Annotated in this window: 30 protein-coding genes and 1 tRNA gene; 18 read left to right on the forward strand and 13 right to left on the reverse strand. The window is 63.0% G+C overall.

Features of this window, described 5'->3' with window-relative positions:
• Window positions 1-96 precede the first annotated feature (96 nt).
• Window positions 97-693: a site-specific integrase gene (locus tag Harman_RS05885; protein ID WP_137682862.1), complete on the forward strand. Its 597-nt coding sequence runs from the start codon at window positions 97-99 to the stop codon at window positions 691-693.
• Window positions 694-851: 158 nt separating this feature from the next.
• Here the strand turns inward: Harman_RS05885 and Harman_RS05890 are convergent, their stop codons facing one another.
• Genes Harman_RS05890 through Harman_RS05905 form a run of 5 tightly spaced genes read right to left on the reverse strand, consistent with a single transcriptional unit; the run spans window position 852 to window position 3,037 of the window.
• Entirely contained in the window at window positions 852-1,160 is a 309-nt protein-coding gene (locus Harman_RS05890) for a hypothetical protein (protein WP_137682863.1), read from the reverse strand.
• On the reverse strand, window positions 1,157-1,738 hold the full coding sequence (locus tag Harman_RS05895) for a hypothetical protein (RefSeq protein WP_137682864.1): 582 nt from the start codon (window positions 1,736-1,738) through the stop codon (window positions 1,157-1,159). Before Harman_RS05895 ends, Harman_RS05890 begins: the two co-directional genes overlap by 4 nt.
• Window positions 1,735-1,899 carry a hypothetical protein gene (locus tag Harman_RS21205; RefSeq protein ID WP_160140675.1) on the reverse strand — a complete coding sequence of 55 codons (165 nt, stop codon included), beginning with the start codon at window positions 1,897-1,899 and terminating at the stop codon, window positions 1,735-1,737. The genes Harman_RS05895 and Harman_RS21205 overlap by 4 nt, the downstream gene beginning before the upstream one ends.
• Entirely contained in the window at window positions 1,896-2,783 is an 888-nt protein-coding gene (locus tag Harman_RS05900) for a helix-hairpin-helix domain-containing protein (RefSeq protein ID WP_137682865.1), read from the reverse strand. Before Harman_RS05900 ends, Harman_RS21205 begins: the two co-directional genes overlap by 4 nt.
• Window positions 2,780-3,037 carry a hypothetical protein gene (locus Harman_RS05905; protein WP_137682866.1) on the reverse strand — a complete coding sequence of 86 codons (258 nt, stop codon included), beginning with the start codon at window positions 3,035-3,037 and terminating at the stop codon, window positions 2,780-2,782. Before Harman_RS05905 ends, Harman_RS05900 begins: the two co-directional genes overlap by 4 nt.
• Window positions 3,038-3,192: 155 nt before the next feature.
• Here Harman_RS05905 and Harman_RS05910 point away from each other — a divergent pair, with 155 nt between their 5' ends.
• From Harman_RS05910 to Harman_RS05975, 14 genes are all read left to right on the forward strand, one after another.
• Window positions 3,193-3,372: a hypothetical protein gene (locus tag Harman_RS05910; protein WP_137682867.1), complete on the forward strand. Its 180-nt coding sequence runs from the start codon at window positions 3,193-3,195 to the stop codon at window positions 3,370-3,372.
• Entirely contained in the window at window positions 3,369-3,992 is a 624-nt protein-coding gene (locus Harman_RS05915) for a hypothetical protein (RefSeq protein WP_235007164.1), read from the forward strand. Before Harman_RS05910 ends, Harman_RS05915 begins: the two co-directional genes overlap by 4 nt.
• A gap of 58 nt (window positions 3,993-4,050) precedes the next feature.
• Complete coding sequence (locus tag Harman_RS05920; protein ID WP_137682868.1) at window positions 4,051-5,511, forward strand: hypothetical protein; 1,461 nt, start codon at window positions 4,051-4,053, stop codon at window positions 5,509-5,511.
• A 2-nt stretch (window positions 5,512-5,513) separates the two neighbouring features.
• Entirely contained in the window at window positions 5,514-5,996 is a 483-nt protein-coding gene (locus Harman_RS05925; RefSeq protein WP_137682869.1) for a hypothetical protein, read from the forward strand.
• Window positions 5,997-6,047: 51 nt separating this feature from the next.
• Window positions 6,048-6,443, forward strand: coding sequence for a hypothetical protein (locus Harman_RS05930; RefSeq protein ID WP_137682870.1), 396 nt, complete (start codon window positions 6,048-6,050; stop codon window positions 6,441-6,443).
• The gene (locus Harman_RS05935; protein WP_137682871.1) at window positions 6,440-6,907 is read left to right on the forward strand and encodes a hypothetical protein; all 468 of its coding nucleotides are present in this window, start codon (window positions 6,440-6,442) and stop codon (window positions 6,905-6,907) included. Before Harman_RS05930 ends, Harman_RS05935 begins: the two co-directional genes overlap by 4 nt.
• Window positions 6,904-7,191, forward strand: a complete 288-nt coding sequence (locus Harman_RS05940) for a hypothetical protein (RefSeq protein WP_137682872.1) — start codon at window positions 6,904-6,906, stop codon at window positions 7,189-7,191. Before Harman_RS05935 ends, Harman_RS05940 begins: the two co-directional genes overlap by 4 nt.
• 61 nt (window positions 7,192-7,252) lie before the next feature.
• Window positions 7,253-7,744 (forward strand): hypothetical protein, encoded by a 492-nt coding sequence (locus Harman_RS05945; RefSeq protein WP_137682873.1) that lies wholly within the window; start codon window positions 7,253-7,255, stop codon window positions 7,742-7,744.
• Window positions 7,741-8,106: a hypothetical protein gene (locus tag Harman_RS05950; protein ID WP_137682874.1), complete on the forward strand. Its 366-nt coding sequence runs from the start codon at window positions 7,741-7,743 to the stop codon at window positions 8,104-8,106. Before Harman_RS05945 ends, Harman_RS05950 begins: the two co-directional genes overlap by 4 nt.
• Entirely contained in the window at window positions 8,106-9,866 is a 1,761-nt protein-coding gene (locus Harman_RS05955; protein WP_137682875.1) for a hypothetical protein, read from the forward strand. The genes Harman_RS05950 and Harman_RS05955 overlap by 1 nt, the downstream gene beginning before the upstream one ends.
• A gap of 283 nt (window positions 9,867-10,149) precedes the next feature.
• Complete coding sequence (locus Harman_RS05960; RefSeq protein WP_137682876.1) at window positions 10,150-10,605, forward strand: hypothetical protein; 456 nt, start codon at window positions 10,150-10,152, stop codon at window positions 10,603-10,605.
• Complete coding sequence (locus Harman_RS05965; protein ID WP_137682877.1) at window positions 10,602-11,996, forward strand: hypothetical protein; 1,395 nt, start codon at window positions 10,602-10,604, stop codon at window positions 11,994-11,996. Before Harman_RS05960 ends, Harman_RS05965 begins: the two co-directional genes overlap by 4 nt.
• 164 nt (window positions 11,997-12,160) lie before the next feature.
• A complete protein-coding gene (locus Harman_RS05970) occupies window positions 12,161-15,760 on the forward strand; it encodes a hypothetical protein (protein ID WP_137682878.1) in 3,600 nt (1,199 codons plus the stop codon).
• The gene (locus Harman_RS05975) at window positions 15,760-16,047 is read left to right on the forward strand and encodes a hypothetical protein (protein ID WP_137682879.1); all 288 of its coding nucleotides are present in this window, start codon (window positions 15,760-15,762) and stop codon (window positions 16,045-16,047) included. Before Harman_RS05970 ends, Harman_RS05975 begins: the two co-directional genes overlap by 1 nt.
• Window positions 16,048-16,440: 393 nt before the next feature.
• Here Harman_RS05975 and Harman_RS05980 read toward each other — a convergent pair whose 3' ends face one another.
• From Harman_RS05980 to Harman_RS06010, 8 genes are all read right to left on the reverse strand, one after another.
• Window positions 16,441-18,102, reverse strand: a complete 1,662-nt coding sequence (locus tag Harman_RS05980; RefSeq protein WP_137682880.1) for a DUF7845 domain-containing protein — start codon at window positions 18,100-18,102, stop codon at window positions 16,441-16,443.
• Window positions 18,099-18,605 (reverse strand): hypothetical protein, encoded by a 507-nt coding sequence (locus Harman_RS05985; protein ID WP_137682881.1) that lies wholly within the window; start codon window positions 18,603-18,605, stop codon window positions 18,099-18,101. The genes Harman_RS05980 and Harman_RS05985 overlap by 4 nt, the downstream gene beginning before the upstream one ends.
• Window positions 18,605-19,417, reverse strand: coding sequence for a DNA cytosine methyltransferase (locus Harman_RS05990; protein ID WP_137682882.1), 813 nt, complete (start codon window positions 19,415-19,417; stop codon window positions 18,605-18,607). Before Harman_RS05990 ends, Harman_RS05985 begins: the two co-directional genes overlap by 1 nt.
• Window position 19,418: 1 nt before the next feature.
• Window positions 19,419-19,928, reverse strand: a complete 510-nt coding sequence (locus Harman_RS05995) for a hypothetical protein (RefSeq protein ID WP_137682883.1) — start codon at window positions 19,926-19,928, stop codon at window positions 19,419-19,421.
• Window positions 19,925-20,056, reverse strand: a complete 132-nt coding sequence (locus Harman_RS21940; RefSeq protein WP_268812790.1) for a hypothetical protein — start codon at window positions 20,054-20,056, stop codon at window positions 19,925-19,927. Before Harman_RS21940 ends, Harman_RS05995 begins: the two co-directional genes overlap by 4 nt.
• Window positions 20,043-20,243, reverse strand: coding sequence for a hypothetical protein (locus Harman_RS06000; protein WP_137682884.1), 201 nt, complete (start codon window positions 20,241-20,243; stop codon window positions 20,043-20,045). Before Harman_RS06000 ends, Harman_RS21940 begins: the two co-directional genes overlap by 14 nt.
• A 512-nt stretch (window positions 20,244-20,755) precedes the next feature.
• A complete protein-coding gene (locus Harman_RS06005; protein ID WP_137682885.1) occupies window positions 20,756-21,094 on the reverse strand; it encodes a hypothetical protein in 339 nt (112 codons plus the stop codon).
• Between the two features lie 174 nt (window positions 21,095-21,268).
• Window positions 21,269-21,341, reverse strand: a tRNA-Pro gene (locus Harman_RS06010).
• A gap of 195 nt (window positions 21,342-21,536) precedes the next feature.
• Between Harman_RS06010 and Harman_RS06015 the strand changes: the two genes are divergently transcribed.
• The 3 genes from Harman_RS06015 to Harman_RS06025 are packed head-to-tail and all read left to right on the forward strand — an operon-like array spanning window position 21,537 to window position 24,632.
• On the forward strand, window positions 21,537-22,709 hold the full coding sequence (locus tag Harman_RS06015; protein ID WP_137682886.1) for an NAD-dependent epimerase/dehydratase family protein: 1,173 nt from the start codon (window positions 21,537-21,539) through the stop codon (window positions 22,707-22,709).
• A 2-nt stretch (window positions 22,710-22,711) separates the two neighbouring features.
• Window positions 22,712-23,644, forward strand: a complete 933-nt coding sequence (locus Harman_RS06020) for an NAD-dependent epimerase/dehydratase family protein (protein WP_137682887.1) — start codon at window positions 22,712-22,714, stop codon at window positions 23,642-23,644.
• Window positions 23,637-24,632 carry an NAD-dependent epimerase/dehydratase family protein gene (locus Harman_RS06025; RefSeq protein ID WP_137682888.1) on the forward strand — a complete coding sequence of 332 codons (996 nt, stop codon included), beginning with the start codon at window positions 23,637-23,639 and terminating at the stop codon, window positions 24,630-24,632. Before Harman_RS06020 ends, Harman_RS06025 begins: the two co-directional genes overlap by 8 nt.
• Window positions 24,633-24,638: the final 6 nt, after the last annotated feature.

The raw sequence follows: 24,638 nt of genomic DNA on the forward strand, positions 1-24,638 counted from the left end.
TAACAGACACCGCGTTTTTCACTCGAAATCCGGTGTGTCCCCGCGCCGATCACACCGTCCGCAACCACTATCCTAACGGAAACTGAAAGAATCGTAATGCGAATCGAAGCCACCGAAGGGAACGAACACAAGGTCTGGCTCACCGACAGCGAGATCGAGGACCTCCGCCGAGCGACGAACAGCCAGCGCGACGACCTCATCATCCAACTGGGCGCGTTCGTCGGCCTGCGCGCCTTCGAGATTCCACAGGTCCGTCCCGTCGACGTGAAAGCCACCGACAGCGACCAGTACCGCCTCCGAGTCCGCGCCGGGAAGGACACCAGCGGCAACGGCGGGAAGCCGCGCGATGCCTACCTCCCCGATAGCGTCGAGCGCGACCTCCAGCGCTACCAGAACGAGCACAACATCGCGCCGAAAGACCCCTTTATCGATTTGAAACAGCCCGGTGTTCGCGCGGTCGTCCGTCGCACTGCTGCCCGAGCTGCCGAGGCGACCGGCGACGCCGACTTTGAGAAGGTAAGCACGCACGATCTCCGCCGCCGGTTCGCCCAGCGCCTCCTGGTCGACGAACAGATGAACCCGCGTGTGGTGATGGCTGTCGGCGGCTGGGACAGTTTCGCCGCCATCGAGCCCTATCTGAACGCCCCGAGCGAGGACGTGATCGACGACGCGTTCGAGAAAGTCGGGTTGTAAGGACGGCTACCATCGGTTATGATGATTCGAACAGTGGCGAGCGACACTCTGGGCACCAGTCACATTCAGAGTGACCGTTCCACCCACAGGAATGACAGTATAGTACCTCCATGAAATAGAGGATAAAGCGCCTGATTTAGTAATTTTTGACTTTTAGCTTATTCTTCATCGCCCTGTTGCCGGTCAGCGTACTCCGCCGCCCGGACCAGCGCCCGACCAAGCTCGCGAGCGCTGTCCGGATCGAGCCTCGCACCGGTCGACGCGCGCCGCGACTCACCCTTCCAGAGTCCGCCGAGATAGACGAATCCGCCGTAGATCTCGTCGACGCGCCATCGGGCCTGAATCTCTTCGACGTATGCGTCGAACGACTCCCCGGACAGCCTGAAATCCGAGTTCGCCGTCGGTTCGATATCGTACACTTCGCTCGCGTTGCTGAGGTCGTCTGGCCACCGCGTGTTCTCGGTCATTCGTCCCACTCCGATTCGTTGACTGGTTCTGAGGTCAGCCCGATCTGTGCCTCAAACTCGGCTGTATCCCACTCGCCTGATTCGAACTTAGTGAGCATTGTCTGATTGATGGTTTGCTGGCGCGGAGGCGCTGCTTCCCAGGTGTGTGTTACCTTCACCTCTCCAACATCTCCGGCAGTATGTAGCCGGTAGATGGCTTCATACGTCGCTTTCATAGTCCGACCTAATTCGCTCATGTCGGTCGTGTTCCGATAGACCAGTACGGCGTAGCCGTACCGTTTCTCTCTCACTTTCACCTCATCGGCATGGCCCATTCGTTTGATTTCCTGCTCGACAGTACCAGCGTCGACTGGGCTGTTTTCCGGCGTTTCAGTGATATCGCCCTTGAATTCGACCGTCGTGTTACTGGGTTCTAATCCCGATTCATTGGGAATCGTGAGGGTCTGGGCTTCAGTGGGCACTTGCGTCTGTGTGGCCGCCTCTGGCGACTGCTGACCGCTCAGTCCGATGCCTGAACAACCAGCCAACAGGACCGTGACAGTGACGAGAATAGCTCGTAAGGGCAGATTTCCAGTCATTGGGGGAACACCCGTTCGCCGCAGTTGGGGCAGTAGTAGGCGGCAAGCGCCGTCCCGATCATGTCTTTCCGGTAGTCTGTGCGGGAGTTCGGCTCACCACACTTCGGGCAGCGGACTACGTTCGGGTTGAGCTGCTTCGCGAGCGACTTGAGGAATGTCATTCTGTAATCTCCTGAACGTCGTGTTCACTCGCACTGACCTCCGGAACAGCCGATTTGATACCTTTCGCAGTCACCTGGCCGACACCGCGAACCTCGGTCAGTTCCTCGACGCTCGCCGCTCGAATATCAGCCGCAGTCTCGAAGCCCTCGCGGTCGAGCCGGCGCGCGAGGTCGACACCGAACTCCAGGCCGATATGCGTCGCACCGAGCTGAACATCCTCGGCACGTTGCTCCCCGATACGTGGCACGTCGACCAGTTCTTCCAGGTCCGCGTCACGAACGTCGGCGACCGTCTCAAAGCCGTGCTGTCGGAGGTTCCGCGCAACCGCGTCGCCGACGTGCATAATCCGCGTGAGGTCACCCTCGCGCTTGGCTTCTGTCTCGTCGGTCGTCTCCTCGTCGTGGCCACCAGGCGGCGCGGGATCGGCCTGGGCCGCCCGGAGGCCGTACTCGACGGTGTCGGCCTCGTGGCAGACCGTACATTCCTCGTTCACCGTCGTGTCGTAGACCCGACCGACCCACCCGAAAAGAGCGAACTCGTGGCGTGCCTCACGGAGAACACCATCGACGCCTTCGAGTTCGCAGTTCACACACTCCGATACTGATTTCTCAGTCTCGACAACGCGACGCCGCTCGCCTACTGCCAGCGAGTCGTAGGGTCGCGGCGAGTTCCTTAAGGCATGCACAACAGCGAAGCCGATCCCGGCGACCAACAATACAGGCAGTAGCGGGAGTACCATCGAAGAAACAGCCAGAAACGAACTGGCGGTAGCCGCGGTCAGACTGGACACTGCCTCAAGCACGTTAATCGTCGGCATCAGGGCCACGTAGCCGCCAACAAGTAGAACAGCAACCTCCACCAGTTCATCTATGTCGTCGTTCATTCGCCTTTCTGCTGCCCGAACACGTCTTCGTCGACCATCCGTTCAGCGGCAAGCCGCTGGATCGCCTCGCACTCGGACAACTCGGGCACGTCGCCATCACACACGCGAACCACGTAGGCTCGCTCGCCCAGCCGGTCGACGGTCAGATGCGCTTCGTCGGGATCGCCATCGCTGTTGAGCAGCCCATCGCGTTCGAGGAAGTCCTTCGGGAGCGTCACCAGTCCGGAGCCGCTTCGGTTCTGTAATTTCTGCATAGTGGAGGGGCCAGTTTCTGGCTATTAAACGTAGCTTCTGTGTAACCTCTGTGTAACATTCGTCCCCATTTTCTGTAACTCAACGAGGGGTATATGGACTGATGGGGACATCGGCGGCCAACCCGCGGCCCAGCCGCGGGGGAGTACCCCTACCCATGACGACTAACCGATCCGGTGGGCGGAATCCGCCGGATAGCGCGGGCGAGACCGCGCATCGACCGTATCGAATCGACTGGCATAACCTCGACGAGCGCCGCCGCGAGCGAGCCCGGCACGAAGCCGCCGGTGCGAGCCGCGATCTCCCTGCCAGGGAACTGGTCGGAGGTGGCGCGTGAGTCCAGAATCCGATGGCTTCATCGCCGTCGATGGTGCTCGCCGATCCGACCTCTCGGTAAAGGGGTGGTTCGGTGTCGGTGCTGCTGTGACCGGGATCGGGCTCGCAGGCTGGACGCTCATGTCTTGGGCAGTCGCTGGCGGCGAAGTCCTTCCAGGGCTGGCCGCAGGCCTCGGGGCTGTGCTCCTCGGCGGCGCTGTCGCCTACGAGAGTGCCACGCCGGAGGCTGACGGAGTCTGCGACCACTGCGGCGAGCGCGTGGTCACTCACTCCAGTCGTGCCGGCTACGACGAGGACATCATCGTCCATTGCAGTTCAGACCCGCGCCGTGGGCGACTGGGTCCGATCTCTGCGGTGCTCCAGCGTCGGGGAGCGGAGTTCCTCTACTGCTCGGGAGCATGTGCCGAGGCCGATGCTGAACGGCGTCGGATGACGTTCCCGTCGAGAGGCGACACAGAGACAGCAGCCAGCCGGCTCGCAGCGACCGACGGCGACGGCCGAACCCGTCGCCAGCAACTCGTCGACGCCATCGACGAACATGGCAGCGGCGCGGTCCGCGACGACATGCTTCTGAACGAACTCGAAACCACGGGTAGCGACCGGAACCGCTCTCAGAACTGATGTACGCACATCCATTCGAACGGCAGTACAGTACGCAACTATCCACGCGGAGGGCAGCATGATTCGTGAGCGACTCGGCGGTCGAGCGTTCGCGATGCTGACGCTACTGACCGCACTCTTGGTCGCGACGACCGCGCCGGCGGCCGCGGCCGGACAGTCGCTCAACTGGAGCGCTGACACCGCACCCCAGGCACAGACAGAGGTCGACGTGACCAAAGCCGTCCACAACATGGCCTGGGGCCAGTCGGCCGAGGCCGTCCGCACCTACGAGGGCGATGATGGCTCGCTGACCGAAGTCGAGGCCGAGGTCAACACCTCCGCCCAGAACCCCTATACGTTCCACTACACCGAAGTCAACCACACCGACTACGGCGCGTTCCCGCACGACAAAAGCGACGTGTCGGCGATTGACGCCGGTGAGTGGACGAAGGACATGAGCGGCTCCGCCGGCACTGGTACGGTCGAGAACGTCGAGACCGCGCCCGGTGTCGAGGGCGTTCGCATCTCAACGTCGTCCCAGTCCAGCGGTGACGCGGCGACGTTCACCTTCAGCAACTTCTCGGTGACGAGTGACGAAGACAAGCGCTTCGCACAGGCCGTCTACAACGCCAACAGCGCCGACTCGGGCGTCACCTACGAACTCCGATACGTCGACAGTGACGGCGACTACAAGACGGTCGTCTCGAACAGCACCGCCGTTGACGGCGTCGTCACCCAGGAGCAACTCGGCAACATCGCCACCGAGGGCTCGGGCGACGGCACGTTCGACGACATTCAGCAGCTCCAGATCGTCGTCTCCGATGCCGACGCCAGCCTGACATTCGTCGGGCTGAACGCCGAGAAGATGTCGCCGTACGACCTCGGCGACCAGCAGAAAGACACCGACGGTGACGGATCGCTCGAAACCGTCGATATCGGTGAGGACTACGCCGGCGGTGCAGTCTCGCTGAGGGCCCTGGACACGCTGGGCTCGTCGTTCTCCGACGCGCGCATCCACGATCTCACGGCCCCGATGGAGTTCACCGGCGAACTCGCGGGCAGTGAGGACGTGATGGTCGAGCGCACCGAAGACGAGTCCGTCGAGAGTGGGAACTACCCCGGCTACAAGGGAACGGCAACGGTCTACGTCCGGCTCTCGCTGCCTGACGCCTACGATCTTGCCTTCTCTGGGGCCGCGCTGACGGACACGCAGTCGGTTAACAGTGACCGGCTAATCTCCGTCGAGTACGCCGAAGGTGTCAGCGACACCGAGTTCGGCAACATCTCCGACGGGAGCTGGACGGATGTCACCGGCTCGTACTCCGGTGAAGGATCGAGCGTCACGGTCGACGACACGATCCAGGTCGGTCAGACCTCCGTGCTGAAGTACACGTACAAGCTCACGCCCGACCAGTTCGACAACATCGTCGCCCAGGGCGGTAGCGGTGGCAGCGGTGCGATGGGCGGGCTCGGCAACAACATCCCGCTGGTCGGTGGCATCATCGCCACGCTGGCGGCGTTCCTCAAGAGGCTCAGCTAACTATGTCTGCGAGTTCGGGGGATAGTGGCCGTAGCGAGTACGGCTTCAGGCTGCTGAGTCGGACCAGCGGCATCATCAAAGAACAGGGCTGGCAGGGTCTCGGTAAGTCCGCGTTCGGGACGATCTTCCTCGCCATCATCTTCGGCGGGGTGGACCTCCTGAACGCGGTTCTGAATGTCCCAATCGCCATTCTGGATGCGCTGGGGTTCAGCGTCGCCGAACTCAACGTCGCCATCTTCGGCGGGCTCGCGAACTTCATTGGCGGCGTCCTGAACGCGACCGGTGGCTCGTTCGGCAGCGGCTGGACAGCGCTGCTTGGGCCGTTCCAGGGACCACTCGGCGTGTTCGTGTTCCTCGTCATGCTGTGGGAGTTCATGTACTTCCTCGATGTCGTGGACACGGACATTTTCGGGCTGGTCATCGACCTGCCGGACTTCCTGTTCCAGTCAGACAGCAGCGGTGTCGACGGCGAGGACGACACGTAACCATGCCCGCATCGGCCTGCTCGCACTCGACGATTCGTTACGGGGGTAACTATGTCGGGTAGCGACAGCGATACCAAGCTCTACAATCTGGCCGATGAGAAGCGCGCAGAGATGTTGCGCGGGTGGCTGTCGGTGACCAACGACGACGGTCAGACAACGACCATCCGCTGGGGCAAACTCGCACTGCTGTCGCTGGGGAGCTGGCTGCTCACTGCGGCGGTTGGTCTCGCCGAGGTGCTCGGCGGAGCTGGCTCGGCGCTGCTGATGCTGACCGACGGGTTCGGGTCGTTCTACGGCGACCTGTATCGCGCATACCTCGGGATCGTCGAGTCGATTTTCTCGTTCGGGGCCGCGGTCGCGTGGCTCGAACCGTTTGGCATCGGCGCTGGCCCGCTCGGTATCGCCATCGCACTGCTGGCGCTGTACCTGTGGGTGACCATCGAATGAGTGAGGACCAGAGAGTGCCGGGGTTCGTCTGGCGACTGGCTCCGCTCGCTGGCGTTGTCGGATTTCTCACGTCGTTCGCTGAGGACCCGACCGGGACGCTTCGAGACATCATCCTCGATGTCGTGCTGTCGTTCGTCCTCGGCGGGATTCTCGACGTGCTGTCACAGTTAGTCGACCTGCTCCTCCAAGCGTTCGAGCAAGCGGCGAATGCGCCGGTCTTGGCTGCGCAAGGAATCCTCGATGCTGGTAGGGCTATCGGCGGCATCTTCATCGGCGGCATCGGAATCGTGGCCGATCTGGCTGGTGCACTCGTCGCTGCTGCTGGTCCGTTCGGCCCGATCATCATGTTCGGTCTTGCTGCTATAATCATCTACGTCCGCGTCGAGGTGGTCGCGATCCTCGTCGATTCGGTGGTCCCGCAGCTCGGAGACCTACTACGCTGGCTCAGGGGGATCGGCCGATGAGCGAGGACCGCGACCTCAGCTACTGGCTCACCCATCCGGCCGCTGCGACTGCAGCTGTCGCGACGGCATTGGTCGGCTCGGTCGACATGATTGAGCCGCTGCTGGCGTTCCTGACCGCGACCGTAACGACGTGGTTTCCGCTGCTATCGACGCTCCGCTCAGTCGCGGGCGTCGTCCCGGCGCTCCCGACCGGACTGTTCGAGCAACTGTTCCTGATCGGTGCGCTGGCCTACGCGGGCATTCTCGCCGCCGATCTCATCAACAACGCAACTGACGACTCATGAACCAGACACATCGCACGAACGGACGTATCGCACACAAATACCGACGACAGGAGGGACAGCCGTGCCACTGAACCGACTCGGCCCGGTTGGCACTGTCCTTGCTGTCGTCGCGGTCCTGGGCGGCCTGTGGGTCGTCCTGAACACATCGCTGGCGGCCGCTGTCGCCGGCCCAGTCGCCATGCTGACGGCGAACCTCCGGCTGGTCGCTGGGCTCGTCATCATCGGGCTCATCGGCTACTGGGCGCTCGACGAAGTCGAGGACGACGACGAGTTTACCGACGCGGTCGAGAAGACTGGTGAACGGGCGTCGACGGCCAGCCGCGGATTCATCAACACGACGACGGTCGTCCTCGGCACGGTCGCGACGATCCTGTTCGGGTTCGGTGACGCCCTGGTCGATGTGCTCGGTCAAGCACCGGCCTTCGCCGGGCAGTTCATCATCGGTATTCTGGGCATCGGTGGCGCATCGGGCCTGCTGTCGGTCGAAGTAATCGCCGTGCTGGCGGTGCTGGTCATCGTCGCAACGGGTGTCGCACGAGGGGCCGACGGATGACCTCATTCGAGACCCATCACGGCGCGGAGACAATCGTTCGCTGGCTCCGCGACCAGGTCGACGCGGCCGCCGTCGAAGCCGAAGCGCTGGCCGAGGCCGAGCCGGCAGACGCCGCTGCACGGCTGCTGTTCGGGCTCGTCGTCTCGCTGGGGGGCTACCTCCTGATTCAAGACGCGACGGCCGTGTCGGGGACGTTGGTTGTCTCCTACGCACTCGCGGGCCGAGCCGCAGCGACAGTCGTCGGCCTGCTGGCGCTTCGAGTTGGTGCGCCGCGAGTGCTGTCGGGGCTCAGGACGGTCAAGAAAGTCCGCGCCGGTGAGTACACTGACGCCGACGCCAGCGCGGAGGAGGCGAGCGCATAATGCGGCGCGCGCTCGTCGGGTTGCTGGTCGTTCTGGCTCTTGTCCCGGCGGTTCTCGGGGCGGCTGGCGGGCAGTCACTCGCGACGACTTCGACGGAGAACATGACCGTCGGCGAGCTGGCTGAAGGCGGTCAGCAGATCGACGGCGCGGATCCGTCCCGTCGCTGGCTCGGCGAGCGCGGGTCCGTGTATATGAGCTATCAGGAGACGAACCTCGTCAAGCAGATGGGCGCGCAGCAGCCCAACTGGGCGGTCGACAAGGTCGTCAGCCCGGACAAGACGGTCGATACGAACGAGGTGACGATGCATTTCAACCGGCCGTCAACGGGTGGCGAGGAGACGATTCACGTTGTCGTCCTCTCGTGGAACGTCGAGGAGCGTGAGGTGACGGAGGGCAACACGACGACCACGGAGACCGTCGCGACGAACGTCCGGCGGCAGACGACCGAGGTAACCCTCTCAAACGCGTTCGAGACGGCGACCGTCTCGCTGCCGGATACCGAAGAACCCCAGCGAATCACCATGTTCGTACAGGAGTATCCGTCGGCTCGCTGGACGTTCCCGCACGACCCGGTCGCGCTTTCTGATACTGTGCCGTTCGGACAGTCCTGGGGCGCGTACCTCTCGTGGTTCAGCACGCGGTTCCTGCTGATTACCGCGATTGGTGTGCCGGTCGCCATCGCTGGCGCGTACAAGACCCTGGACTACACCTATACGGGGCCGGGCAAAGGCGTCGTCTGGTGGCTCATCGCGCTGGGACTGTGTTCGTATCTCGCGCTGTACTTCAGCCATCGGTCGGTCGCCTTGCTGCTGACGAGCGCGCCGTGGGTGATGGGCGTGTTCGTCGACGTGATCGCCTATGTCGCCACGCTCGAACTCGCCGATCCAACGGAGGAAGCGCGGTTCGAGAGTATCGTCACGACGGACGCCCAGAACCCGCTCGGTGACGATCTCCCCGACATCTCCGAGGAGTGGGCCGAGCACCTGCATTACGTCCAGCGCGATGACGGGCTTGCGCTGGTCAAACCCTCGCTGACGTACTTCGTGACGCTGCTGGCCGGCGCGAAGCCGCCGACACTGTCACTGACCGATCTCCAGACGCGAGTCAAAAGTCGCGGCTCCTCGCCTGAGGACGAGAAGTTCTACGGAAGCGAACCCGAGGGAGACGAGGACATCGAGGCCGATCCGGAGCTGGTCTACATCCAGTGGCCGGCACTCCAGTTCGGTCCCGACGGCCTCCGTCGGCAGGTTGAGCAGGTCGGCCTTCCCGGCGACGACGGCGTCGAAGAGGGTGAGGAACGCACAGTCACCACCAACGAGTGGGACCGCGACCGACTCACCCGTGCAGGTCTGTTCGGCCTGCTGACGGGTGCGGCCGCGAACGTCGCACTCGGCGGCGTCGGGATGGGCATCCTCGGATTCACCGTCGGGATGTTCGCGGCCACCGTCCGGCGCGTCGACGGGACCGCTTCGTTCGACCCGGCACCGGCCCATGCGACCGCCGCGAAAGCGCGTGTCGTCACGGAACAGCAGGAACTCGCCATCGCCGAGACGTTCGAGGAACTCCAGCAGAAGATGGCCGAAGCCGACGCGACGACGACAGAACAGGCCGTCGATATTGCCGAAGCCTACATCGGCCAACTGCGGGGCCAGATCGACCGGCTCATCGGTGGCGACGACGCCGGTGGGCTGCCAGAGCAGTCCGAGCCATCCGTCGAGATGGACACGCCGGCGACCGATGCGGGGGTGAGCGACGATTAGCAGTACTCCCTCCCCAACCTCTGTCGAGCCGGCGCTGGATGATCTCACGCGCAAACAGGACGACCTGTTCGAGCGCCTCCACGACGGCTTCGAGAGTCGCCAGGAGATCCTCCTGTGGTGTCACGACGCCAGCCTCCGGACGCTCGGCCAGCTCCCCGACGGCTGGTTCGCCGACCTCTTCGCGACCCGATACCGGCTGACCGCGCTGCTGGCCGACAGCAACCAGCGTGAAGCGGCCTCGGAAGCCGTCGCACCCGAAGACCGTGCCGCGGTCGAGCGGGCAGTGCTGGCCGACGACTCGCTGGTCGAGGCGTGTCGCGCCGGCATGACCGTCCTCGCACGGTCCTCGTCTGAGTACACCGGCGAGGCGGTCGATACCTCGAAACAATCCTATCTCGCGATGCGCCCGGCAGTCGACGATCTCGCCGACCGGCAGCGCGAGGTACTGGAACGCCCGCTCGGCTTCGGGCAGCCACTGGGCTCGCGGGCAGACGTTCGCGAGTGGGTGCGCTCGGTGATCCGGGCGACGAAAGGCCACGACCAGGGCGCGACCGAGAAGTTCCTCTGGTCGCCCCATCGGCTGGACGCACTTCGTGGCGATCCCTCGTCGGCGACACTCCACCTGATGCTGGCCGATGACCTCCTGCGGCCGATGAACGCCGCACTCCGACAGACCGCGGCAGCAGCGACTGAACAGGCAGACGAAGACACGACGACGCACACTCCCTTCAGAACATGAGTAAATCCGCACAGAAACGACGCGAGAAAGGCAAACAGGACGTTCTCGACATGCTCCACGCCGACTTCAAGGCGTGGACGAAGAGCCGGCAAGCACTCCACCACAGCGACGACGAGGAGAAGTCCTACGACCGGCTCGGCAAGTACCGCAACGATGGCGAACACATCTACCAGCAGTTCGTCTGGGACGATGGCACCCACATGAAGCCGATGCACAAGGTGCTGGCTTCGCTCACCCGGACAGCACGCCGCTACGGGATCGAGGAAGCACATCCAGTGTATCGGCATCCGGAGGCGTACCTGAACGCCCTACTGCATCTCGACGACAGCGAAAAGTGGGCGCTGGAGGACGGTCGGCTGGATGATCCGATCATCGCCAATGCGCCGCCCACGCGCCGGAAGGTGCTGCGATGGCTCGCCCAGGAGGAGAACTCACACGTCCTGAGCGCGATGGGTGACGGCGGCACGGAGATCTGGGCGCACTCCGAGCCCGGCGAGGGTAAGACCTCGTTCGCGAACGTCATCGGCGGCGTCCGGATGCCCGAGGTCAACAACGAGACAGTCCTCTGGCCGCTGACGCTCGACGAGCTGGAGTGTCTGCCGCTGGCTCCGTGGATGCAGGTCGCGGTTCCCGAGGGCATCGAGTACGTCGTCGAGGCCAAGCCACGGAACCCGTCGCTGCCGGCAGTCGAGATCGAGCTAACCGACGTGTTCCGCTCGACGCTGACCTACTCGTCACCGCGGGACCTCATGCAGCAGATCGTGCCGGGCGGGCTCTACGCCATCCTGCCGGACCCGCTGTTCCGCGGGTGCGAGAAACTCTGTCGGGCGGCGTTCAACCCGGCTCGTGAGGTCGAGGAACCGGCCGAAGTGACGCCGCTCCGAGACAACATCTTCGCGCTGCTGGAGTCCCGTGCGAAAGACGACGAGTTCCTGCATCCGACGGTCATCATCGCCGACGAGTTCGGCGACCTCGTGCCGCTGAATCCGGAGAACGACGAGTCTGACACGAACACGAAAGTGAAGGGCTACCCGGTGGCGCTCGGCAAGGCCCGGAAAAAGAACCTCTCGGTCATCTCGCTGTCGCACTCTATCGCCCGCGTTGACGAAGGTGTCAGGGAGAAAAACCGCTGGTTCGCGACGATGCCGAACACGCCGGCCCCGAGTCAGTCGCTCTCGGGCATCGGGAACGTCCCGGTCGACACGAACTACACGGGCAAACGGGACTTCTCGACCGGCGAAGCCGTGGTCTGGCGCAACCAGAACTTCGCTGATATCTCCTGGCCGAATCCGTACCGGCGGCTCCGTCTCGGCGAGGACGAAGGCTATCAGTTCCGTGGGGAAATCAGTATCCGCTACCCCCGACGAGAGGAGGCGATTCATGCCCTGTAATCGCCCGATTACAGTCGGCTCAGCGGCTCAAGGCAGAAATGAGCACTATTTCAGAACTGGGGTCGACCAGAATCCGCCGATAGCGGTTCGGAGCTGCCCACTCTCAGCACGCCCCCTACGCGCGCGGGTATTAAATGGACTGGAGGGGGGAGGGGGTGAGTTCGGTGCGTAATCGTGCATTTGCCGCGCTGTTCGCGCTGCTGTTACTCGCGTCGCCAGCGACGACAGCACTGGGTGCTGGCGATGTCTCGTTCACCGGTGAAGTCAAGCTGTCTGGACAACCAGCATCCGATGGCACGACATTCTCTTACGACCTGACTGATCTGGACTCGGCCTCGACGCCGACAGTCGAGTTCACCGGCGAGACAGCGACCGAATGGGATAACGAGACCTCGGCCGGCGTCAGTAGCGGGTCGAGTCTCGACCTGTCTGTCGCCGGCGATCAGGACCCGACCGGGCCGTCGGTGAATGGCGAGCCGGTCGTGGAGTTCACTGGGACTGAACAAACGACATCCTGGTCAGCGTCGGCGACCGGCGCGACCAGCGGCTCGACGAAATCGGTCTCGGTGCCTGGGAACGTCGACCCCGACGCCGAGACCGTCGAGTTCACCGGGACCGAGCAAACGACGGCTCGAACCGTCTCACAGTCGAACCTTGCGAACGGCGATTCGTTCAGTTACAGCGTCGGCGGGAATATCCCAGCAACGAACCCACAAGTGACGTTTACCGGAGATTCGACAACAGCCAGCGGGTCCGGTAGCGGGACCGGAAGCGGGTCGGTCGACGTTGGCGGGAATCTCCAACCGACCGACGAGAGCGTGTCGGTTACGGGAGACACGTCGACGACCTCTCAGACCCTGAGCGGGTCTATACCCGCGGGAGGATCGGACTCAATCAGTCTAACGAGCAATCTCGACCCGAATGGCCCGTCGGCCAACGGCGAACCCACAATCCAAGTAACGGCGTCGAATTACTCCCCCGGAGCGGCCTCGTGGAATTTCCCCAGCGATCAATACGATCCTAACACTCATGGGATACTAATTGATGTTAAAAAGAGTTCCATCGAGGAACTCAAACTGACCGGAGCGCCCAATCTGGAAGGGGCAACTGAGATTGAGGTCAGACGAGAAAGCGACGGCGATCTACTGACTAGCTATTCAGCGGACCCAAACAACGGCAAAACAGTTACTATCCCGTGGGAGCAGGGCACCGGGGAATACGCGGTAGTGGTTCCGGATGCCACAAACACGGACTACCCCGTTCCATTAGAAGATTTCTCGAATAACGAGGTATCGAACGCAGACGGAAACATCGTCGCCATTGGTGAGTACGTCGGGGGTTCGATAGCGAAGGGTGATCGAGCAAGCCTGCGGGTTTTTTCTGCTGTTGATTACGTCGAACCGCCGGGTTCGCCCACAATCAGCGCAAGTGACGGAACATCGGTAAGTTTCAGCAGTATGTCGAACGGAGAGACGGTAACTAAAGAGTTCGACATCACCGAGTCAGCCACAAGTCTCAGCGTCAGTGCAAACAGTGGGCAGTACGATTTCACGTTAGATTACACGGAACGGACCGCGACCGAGGACCCATCGATTGATATCGATGGAGACGGGACCGCTGAAGCCAGTTGGTCGGGGATATACTCGGCCGGGGCGTCGACAACCACCAAGTCCGTCGGCGGTCTCTCAGTCGGGGATAACAGCGTCTCGACTTCGACAACGAACGGCCCACAACCGGACTGGTCGCTGTCATGGACTGAGCGAACCGCAACCGAGGACCCGTCGATTGACTTGGACGGCGACGGGTCGACTGACGCCAGTTACACGGGCGTCCTGAAATCTGGCGAGACGCATACGGCGAGCGTCTCGGACCTCTCGACTGGCTCGCACACGGCCAGCGTCTCGACGGGCCACCAGGTCGACGTAGATATTGACATGACCGTGCGAACGGCCAGCGAGGACCCAGGCCTCGACCTCGACGGCGACGGCGTCACTGATGCCAGCTATTCCGGCATCCTGCGCTCGGGCGAGACAGCGTCGGTCAGTGCCGAGACCCTGAGCGAGGGGTCGACGACGCTCGAAACCTCGCTGACGGCTGGGTCTGTCGACTATACGGTCTCGGCGACTGGCCGCACCCACACCGAAGATCCGAGCGTCGATCTGGACGGCGACGGCTCAACCGAGGTTAGCCATTCGGGCATCATCTCGCCGGGGGCGACCGAGACGTACGAACTCGCCGACCTCTCGACCTCGACCAGCAGCGCGACGGTCTCGACGGCAGCTGGGACATCGGATGTGTCGTTCCGGTTCAAAGAGCGCCAGCGCTCGGTCGACCCGGCGATCATCATCAACGGGAACCGAGCGGGCTACACCGGAACACTCGACGACGGTCAGACGGTACAGGTCGACGGCTCCAGCTCGTGGCTGGCCTCGGGAGACAATACAGTTGAGGTCCGTGTCGGTGAGGGTGTCAGCAGCGACGCACCGAACCCGCAGGTCCAGATGGTCTACACCCACGACGCGACCGACCGGATCAACCAGACCTACACGGACGAAACATGGTCTGAGCGCTACAACGTCGAGAAACAGTTCAATGCATCACAGAACGATGTCACAGTCGATCTGGACCACTCCAGCGAGATCGTCGCCGTCCGCTCGCTAGAGTATCGGACGAACGGCGGTTCGTGGCAGGAACTGACCAGCCAGGCCTACGAACTGAACGGGACGACTGTTCGGGCCGATATCGGCGATGTCCAGGCCGGCGACACGGTCGAAGTCCGCGATGCCGCCTCGAAGGTACAGGTCCACAACGGCGAGATCACCGTCGAGGAAACGACGGCTCCCGGTCAACGCCTCGATACGGCCATTCGAATGGACTCGTGGAGTTCGGACAGCTACATCAAGGTCCGCAACAGCAGTGACCTCGTTCGCTACACCTACAACGAGTCCTGGTCAGCTCCCGACGAGTACGTGGAGATTTACGAGACTGGTGAACAGCGCCTCTACATGCCGGGCGCGTCGGGCGGCTCGCTCGCCCGCGTCTCGACTATCCCAGTAGAGGTTGACGCCGAGACCGGCGGCGCGAGAGTCAGTGTCGAGGACCCGACCAGATCGGAACCGGAGTTCGTCGTCGATCCTGGTCCCGGCGGCTCGGGCGACACGGTCGCGTTCACGTATCTGAACGCCCAAGACGACACGGACTACGTCCTCTGGTCGGCCACTGAGGAAATCGTCCGAGATTCGGGAACGGCGAACTCGCCCATCACACTGACTGACGACGACAGCGACGAGACGCTGGCGTTCCTGATCGACGACACCGGATCGAGTGGGCCGACCAACGAAACCGGCCCAACCAGTCTCGACGAACTCTCCGGTGCCGCACAGGGTGCGGTCGGGTCGACCTCGCTCGGTGATGTGGGTATCATCGTCGTGGTCGCGGTCGTCATCGCTGGCGCGTGGGTCATCTCTCGGCAGTTCGGCGACGCAAACCTGGGCTGGCAGACGCTGTTCGTCGCGGAGGCCGTCGTCGGCGGTGTGCTCGCCTTAGAGCTGCTGTCGCAGTATTCGCTGGCGGGCGGTATCGCGGTCGGTTTCGCCCGGTTCCTCGAAGGTGTCGGGCTCGGGTTGGCCGAGGCGATGCCGCTGGCACTGATCGTCGTGGGTGCACTCGGCTATCTCGCCGTCCGTCGCTGGGGGCGTCCCCAGGTCGTCGTGAATCGGTCGTTCAGTCTTGGCGGCAGCGAACGAGGTGAAAACCGGAAGTAATGGTCGTCGCTGACCTCTTGCACTCGCTGGGTGTCAGCGGGTCCATCGTCACGATAGCTGTGGCGCTGGTCGGACTGAAACACGGGCGGGAGATTCTGGCGCTGTTCGGAACGCTGGGCCTCGCAGCTCGCGTTGCTGGCGTACTCCTGTTCGTGTTCGTTGTCGTCTCGTCTGGGCTGGTTCCGGGGCTTCAGATATCCGTCGATGCGAACCTCACAGTGTTGGGACGGCTGGTCGCAGATGGGTTCGATCTCGTGGCTGACGGGCTCCGGGTGGTCCTGCCATGAGCAAGCTCGACGAGTCGACACTGGTCGCCTGCGTGCGGTGCGCAGCCGAACAACGGCGGACGGGCTGGTGTCCAGCCTGCGGCCGTCGTTGACGCTCCTTCTGACAACCCCTTCGTTTCTCCTGGTTCATCTGGAGTCTGCGGTGCGGGGGCGGTAGTATTGCGGTTTTGCGGTGCGGTCCAGCCCGACCGAAGGGAGGGGTGGGTATTTGGATTCTGTACCATTCGGTACACGCCCGAAGGGGGCCTTGCCCAACTGGTGCGAAAGCGACCGCGACAACCGGTGCTGGTGAGGCGACCACCCCAAAAAATTACACCGACGAACGGCCCGGAACGCGGGTTACTTATAAAGGAACGACACCGCTGAACAGTGATGCCTCTCTGCCGGAGCCGTCTACCAGATGGGTCGGTCCACGTTGTGCTTACCGAGGAACCGGCCGTTGTTCACGATCCGGCGGTCCTTCCGCACCTCGCCATCGAGACCAGTCCAGTCGATGAGCGCGTTCTCGAAGCGCTCGGTCGGCACGGATGAACCCTCCGCAGCATCGAGCCCCGAACGGAGTATCTTCAAGATCTCCTGCAAGCTGACCGGTCGCTTCAGCTCCATCTCCATCGGGTCCTGCGTCGAATGGACGACGATGCCGTGGCGGTTGGCCCATCGCTCCAGGGCGCTGGGATCGTCGTCCTCGCTACGGCGTGAGAACGGTGACGCACGTTCGGCGACCCGCTCCAGTGCGTCCATCGTCGTGTCCTTCGCGGCCTGCCAGCGCTCGGCCACAGTCTCGATCTGGTCGCGAACGACGCCGTCGCGGAACTGGACCATGCCGTTGTCGATCTCGATGATATCGGAGAACTTCTCGGCGGCGCGGTACACCGTTGAGGCCGACTTCCCGGCTTCCTCAGCGACATCCTGGTAGTGTCGCCCGCCACCGTCAGTCATCGCGACCAGCACGTCCCACTCACTCTCGGTGGTCTCCGGGCCACGGAGCTGGTCGACTGCATCGGCACGGGTCTGCTGTTCGAGATCGGGCATCGGGTTCGGATAGACCTCGACCGCGTCGTCGGCCTGTCCGGGCTCGAAGTACGGGTCCTCGATCCACACGTCCGAGTCCGGTGCGAAGTCGACGCCAGCCCAGTGCAACGCGTTCACGACGGTTTCCCGGAACTCGCCGACGGCGGACTCGTAGCCGGTCCACTGGATCGGTGACTCGCCGTCAGGGTAGTAGTCCGCCCAGTACTGACACTCGATCTTGTGGTGATACAGCGGATCGTCGCCGGTGTCCTCCGAACGGACCCATTTGGGCTGGTAGCACTTCAGGCGCTTCGCGAGCGACTGCTCGGGCAGGAGCCGCTGCCAGTTCTCAGGAGACAGCGATACAGCCTCGTAGTGGCCCTTGATATCTTCGTGGTCCCACTTGTGCTCGCCACGACCTCGACCGTTCGAGAACTGGGCGATGTGTTCGAGTACGCCGCCCTTGCCGGCGATACAGCCGGTTGCAGTCTCACGGTCGATCCGACCGTAGAGTTCCAACGCGTAGATCGACGACCACTCGTGAGGGCGCTGGAAGTACCCGCCGTCGATGCCGAGGTGTGACGCCAACGACTGGAGTAGTGCCAGCACCTCAAACTGCGAGAGGTTCGTCGATTCGACCTGAACGCGGATGGACTCAGGACACTCCGTCGGCATCCCGCCGATGAGATCGCCCGTGTCCTTGTTCTTCGCGTTGGGATAGCCTGGTCGGAACTTGAAATTCGCGCCCCTCTCGTTGTTCGGGTCGTCGGCAGCATAGGCGCTGATGCTGTACTCGTTCATGCCGCCGTCGAAGGTGGCCTGTGGCGGAGCTTCGAGCTGCCCTTCCCAGAACGAAGATTTCGTGATCTCCATCTGTTTACCCAGACAGGGGAACGTCTCGTCGTGCTCGTCCAGGTCGGGCTCGAACTGACTGACCATCGCCCAGTACGGTGATAGCTTGTCGTTGTCGAAGATGAGGTTCGCACCGATGCGGTGGGGCTGAAGGTCGATGACCTCCTCGATGCTGGTCGAGGCTCGATTCACTGATCTTCACCCCCGTCGGTCGCGAACGCGCCAATCGTCGAAGCCTCAGTCGTCGGACTCGTCTCGCTGGTGTCGACGCCACCGGATTGGTAGCTCTCGACGAGTCGCTGGGCCGCTGCCTTGTCGCGCTCGCGGAGTTCCTCGGCAGTCACACCTTCCTCGCCGTCGCAACACTCACACGGGCGACGTGGGCCACAGGGCAAGCGGTCAGGCCGCTCGCCGTGGAGTTCAAGCCACTCCTCGCGCTGGTCGAGGCGCTGCATGAGCTTCGCCCGCGGCTCCCGATCATCGCGAGCGGCCAGCCGGCGCTCGACCGCGCGCCAGGCACGAACTCGCTGGAGCGAGTCCATCCCGTCGATGAGCGCGAACACCATCTTCCGACGGGCGGCATGCGAGAGCAGATCCCAGTCGAGCCACCGCGCCGGGTCCTCATCGAGCTGGTCGCGGAGCCGGTCGCAGTGCAGCCGCTCGCGGCGGTCGCTGGACTGATTCGTCGACGGCATTACGCACCGTCACCTCCAGAGCCGTCAGTGGTTGCCTGGCTTGAACAGTTGTTTCCGCCGTTTGCGACCGCAACAAACGATTCAGTCAGGAACTGCTGACGGTCAACGTCGTCCGGGAGGGGAATCTCGGGAAATGAGGGGCAGTAGTGCAGGAGATACTGCACCAGTTCGCGCGGCATGGCGCTCCGAATCTCCTGGCGGTCCCAGTGTTCTGGTACGCTCTTCGTCCGGGCCAGAGGTTTCTTCGACTGCCAGTCTCCGGTCCGCGTGAAATGACCAGCCTCGGCTTCACCGTCGTCGAGGCGGTCAGGACACGGATAACTCGTTTCGAAGTGGCGTTCAAGATCGAAGGGGAGACCGACACCAAATCCGTTGATACGCGTTGGCTCGCGGATATCCTCACAGTTCGCTACGTTCTCGATGATATACTCATCGGGATCGATTGCTTCGAGGACCGTGCGGACGTTCAAGTCGGCAAACGTGGGGTAGTAGTCGCGCGGGTCATCGAAGCCGATTTGGTTACAGTTCGACCAAGAGACCGTCGAGTACGCCAGACATGGCGGACTCATCCAGAGGATAACGATGTCGTACTCGGTCAGGTAGTACCACGTCGCGTTGATGACTTGGCCGACGCTGCTGGCGTCGCACTGGACAAAATCCCCCGGATACGTATCACTGTAGTCGGTGATGTCGATACCGATATGGTCAACCGGCAGATCGTACTCGTCAATAATCGCGTTGAGGGCGTAGCCGACACCACCTGGTCCGCTGTAGATGTCGACAAATGCGATTCGTTCAGTACCGTTCGACATCTCACCGCTCACCTCCGACAACTTCCGGATCGAGTACCTCCGACCAGCGAAGCTGGGCGCACGTCTCCTCGCTCCGGTCAACGTCGTACCACCGACCGCGGAGGTGTTCGTCAACGATGCTCGCCGGCACGACGGCGATAGCGGCTACCTCCTTCGTGGCGTCAGACTCATAGACGACCAGCAGGTAGGTCTCTGCGTGGTCGAGGAGCCAGCCGTGCTGCCCGGTCTCCCGACCTTTGAAACACCACGACCCGTGGGCTGTCGTCGATCCCTTCGAGCGCTTGCGAATGCAAGCCTTGATCTCCAAAGGCGACCCGGCCTCGACGAGTGGCGTCGACCAGCGCACGGGCACGCCAGCGGCCGCGGTCGAGGGCTCGAACAGACCGGTCGTGACCGCGTCGAAGTGATCGTCCGCGTCGGCGGCCGCCTCGATCACGTCGATGGCGTCAACGACCAGCGTCTCGACATCCATCCCAATCGCCTTCGGCTGAGCGAACGGTTCGGTACTCACGAGGCGACCCTCCAGAACCGCGAGAAGTGCTCACGACTGGTCCAGGGCTTTACGACCGCGCTCCCGCCGCCGTAGGCCCAGACGGTCGCGCCCAGCAGGTGTTCGCGGGCGATGCTACGCACCGCCATCACCTCCCGAGAGGTCACCATCAGCACGGAACACCCGTGACGAGTCCTTTCGCGTGGAACAGCGCGGACAGAGTTCGTCGGTGACGGGCTCGCCCTCGTCGGCGGGCTGGTTCGGGCGGAGGTAGTGATAGCGGTCGCCCGTCGGCGTCTCCTCACCACAGCCGTCGCAGGTGAAGGTGTCACTCACTGCGACCCCTCCTGATCAGTGGGCGTGGCCGCTGGAAACTGTGGATTTAGACTCCCTGCTATCGCAAGGGCGACATTTTCACAGGTTCCAGATGTAGTCTGATATGGGAACGGAGACCCCTCGAACGGGGAAGATTCAGAACTCACAACACTGAGAGCAGCGTTCCCACCGGTACCGGAGTGCGAGTGCTGCGCCGTGAAGGTGAAAGAGCGCAATACTCGCACTCCAAACACACATCCCCCCAACCTCGAACTATGATAAGTTCCATCTGAGGACTGCCCACCATCAGTCATCGGCTCGCCGCCGTCGGGGCGGGCGCGACTGTTTTCGTTCGCTTGCGCCCGGACGCGGTTGGCCTGTCGCGGCTGGAACTCACAGAAGTGCCGCCAGATGAGTTGCCACTGCCGCTCACAGGGGCCACACATTTCCCGCGTCTGGCCGTCGGGCCAGCGCATCCGGCAGGTCCGGCCGACAGCGCCACAAGAGTCACACACGTCGTCGTGTGAGACCATCTACGCGTCACCTCCCTGCTGACGGTCCCATTCGAACTCGTGGTCGAGCGACGCGTCGGGATCGGCGAGCTTGGCGGCGAGATTCTCGTCAGGGTAGTCGTGGTCGCCGAAAATCTCGGTGTCGGCGTCGTCGCCGGTATCGATGCTCCGGTGGAGCTTCGTGCCGTTCTTCGTGGTGTAGAGGAACGTCTCGATGTCTTTTGCGTCGACCGAGTCCCAGCCGTTGGGGAAACACTGCTGACAGAGGGCGAAGCCGTCGACGCGTGAGGAGTCGACGCCCATCAGCTGCCAGCGACCTTTGGTCAGACACGGTGTTTCCCGCGTCGCCTCCGGCGTCATGGCCGACACCTCCTGCCATCGTCGGTGGCTGGACAGCGCTGGTCGCGGTCCTCGATGAACTCCCCGCAGATATCGCAGATGAGCCGCTCGTTGGGAGACGAGAGACTCACGCAGACCGCCTCCTAAACCGGCGGCTAAGTGTCAGAGAAACCCGGAAAAAGGGTTTATAGGTAGTGGGCCGGCGCGAATTCGAATCGCGGTTACGGCCACCCGAAGGCCGAAGGATACCAGGCTACCCCACCGGCCCGTGCGATAGCAACCGGATAGAAGACAGGGTCGGTTTTAACGGTTGCGAAACGGCGAGAAGTGGAGTGGTTTCACTGTGGGTCGTGCCTGTGTTGGGAACCACACTGGATCCATGAGAGCCGACACGGCACAAGAACAACACGTAACTGAACAGAAGATTGATTACACGCCGTGGTTACTCACTATCTGAGTAACTATGACGATCCTCATCACTGGTGGCGACGGCTACGTCGGGTGGCCGGCCGCACTGCGAATCGCGGACCGGACGGACGACCGAGTGCTGCTTGTCGATAACTTCGGCCGACGAGAGTGGGTCGAGGATGTCGGCGCGACGAGCGCGACACCGGTTGCCAGCATCGACGAGCGCCTCGACGCGGCCCGCGAAGTCCACGGGCTGACGAACCTCTCCTTTGTCGAGGGAGATCTGGCCGAGAAGTCCTTCGTCGACGAACTGCTGGCGGTCCACGAACCCGAAGTCGTCGTCCACACGGCCGCACAGCCGTCCGCGCCGTACTCACAGATCAACGGCGAACGGGCGAACTACACACAGCACAACAACCTCCAGGCGACGCGGAATCTGCTGTGGGGGCTTGAGGAACACGACCTCACCGACACCCATTTCGTCGAGACGACGACGACGGGCATCTACGGCGCGCCGGAGTTCCCGATTCCGGAGGGCGGTGCGACGATGGAGAACCAGGGCGAGCGCGACGACGTACCGTTCCCCAACATGGGCGGGAGCTGGTATCACGCGACGAAGGGCTTCGACGCACAGAACATGCGACTGGCCCACACGCAGTTCGACATCCCGATTTCGGACGTGCGAACAGCCATCGTCTACGGGACCGAGACAGAGGAAACCCGGGCTGACGACCGGCTCAAGACCCGCTTCGACTTCGATTACTACTTTGGAACGGTGACCCACCGCTTCTGTGCGCAGGCCGTCGCGGGCTACCCCGTCACCGTCTACGGCAAGGGCGAGCAGCGCAAGCCGTTCATTTCTCTTGAGGACGCCGTCGAGGGGCTGGCCGAAGTGGCGCTGACCGACCCCGACGAGCGCTCCGAGGGGCTGACCGTGTACAATCAGGTCACGCGTGCCATCAGCATCGTCGAAATCGCCGAAACGATTGCAGATGTGGGCAGCGAGTACGATCTCGACGTAGCCGTCGAACACTTCGAGAACCCGCGGGACGAGGACGAGACCCACAAGATGGAGATCGAGAACGACCGCTACGCGGACCTCATCGGCGCCCAGTCCCAGTCCTTCGAGGACGGTGTCGATGACATCTTCGAGACGCTGACCCGCTACGCCGACACTATCGAGGCCCACGAGGACCGGTTCCTGCCGGGCGTCCTGAGCGAGGACTGACGATGGACGTGCTGGTCACCGGGGCCTGTGGCTACATCGGCAGCGCCTTGGTCCCGCTGCTGCGGGACGACGACCGGGTGGACAGCGTTGTTGTCTTCGACGATCTCTCCTCGGGATCGCCGCGGGCGCTGCTGGGGACGCTTGGCGACGGCTTCAAATTCCGCCGGGGCGATGTCCGCGAGTACGGCGACGTGGAGAGTGCCATGCGCGGTGTCGACCGCGTCATCCACCTCGCGGCTATCACCGGTGCGTCGAGCACCCACGAGCGCCGGGAGGAGACGTTCGCCATCAACTACGACGGCACCGAGAACGTCCTGACCGCGGCCGGTAAACTCGGCGTCGATCACGTCGTCTTCGCCTCCTCGTGTAACGTCTACGGTCGCGCGACCAGCACTGACATCGACGAGACGGTCGACCCGGACCCTATCAACCCCTACGCGGAGACGAAACTGGAGTCCGAGACACTGCTCCGGGAGTACTGCGAGGAGTTCGACATGACCGGCACCGCCCTGCGGATGGCCACCAACTTCGGCCATTCGCCGGGCATCCGGTTCAACCTCGTCGTGAACTACTTCGTGTTCCGCGCGCTCACCGACCGCCCGCTCACCGTCTACGGCGACGGCTCGAACTGGCGGCCGTTCATCCACGTCCGGGACGCCGCCCGTGCCTACGCCGAAGCCGCGTGCGACCCCGAATCCTGGGACGAACCTGTGTACAACGTCGGATCGATGGAGTCGAACTACCAGATTTCCGAAATCGCCGATATTGTCGCCGACGAGGTTGCCCCGGTCGACGTGACCTATCTCGAAGACGAACATCCCGGCCCGTCGTATCACGTCAACTTCGACCGACTGAGTGGGACCGGCTTCGAACCATCGTGGACGCTTCGGGAGGGCGTCCGCGACCTCGCGGAGAAATTCACCACCAATGTCTGATTCAGAACCCACGAGCGAACCGCCCCACGTCGCCGTCACCGGCGCTGCGGGCTACATCGGCAGTCGCGTCATCTACGAGCTACAGCAGGCCCACCCCGACTGGGAGATCACCGCCATCGACAACTTCTATCTCGGTACCGTGCAGTCCGTCGGCGATGTCGACATCGAACACGTCGATATCCGGAATCGAGACCGACTTGAAACAGCACTGGACGGGGCCGACCTCGTGATGCACCTCGCCGCGGTCTCGGGTGTCGACGACTGTGAGGAAAACCAGGATCTGGCCTACGAGGTCAACGTCCAGGGAACTGACAACGTCGCCTGGTTCTGTCGCAAAACCGGTGCAGCGCTGATATTCCCGTTCTCGATGGCTGTCATCGGCGACCCGACGGAGTTCCCAATCACCGTCGACCACCCGCGGGACCCGCTGAACTGGTACGGCCGGACGAAACTGCTCAACGAGCGCGCCATCGAAACGTACGCGGAAGGTGCGTTCCCGGCCCACCAGTTCATGATCTCGAACCTCTACGGCAGCCACGAACTCAACGGCCAGACCGTCTCGAAAGGGACCGTCATCAACTTCTTCGTGAACCGGGCGCTCGCCGGCGAGACGCTGACCGTTTACGAACCAGGCACGCAGTCCCGGAACTTCATCCACGTCAAAGACGTGGCCCGGGCCTACGTCAATAGTAGTGAGCGACTACTGGAACAGCTAGACCGCGGCGAGACCGGCGTCGAAAAATACGAGATCGCCAGCGACGAGGACCCGAGCGTCCACACCGTCGCCGAACTCGTCAGGGACATCGCGGCCGATATCGCCGATATCAACGTCGACGTGGAACTGGTCGAGAACCCACGCGGCGACGACGAGACGCTCGTCGATTCGTTCCCAGTCGATACCGGCCGAACGAACGACGTACTCGGCTGGCATCCGGAGCACGACGTGGAATCCGCGATCCGATCGGCACTAGAGTCGGCGAACGCGTAGGACATC

The organism is Haloarcula mannanilytica (assembly GCF_005406125.1).
GTDB lineage: Archaea > Halobacteriota > Halobacteria > Halobacteriales > Haloarculaceae > Haloarcula > Haloarcula mannanilytica.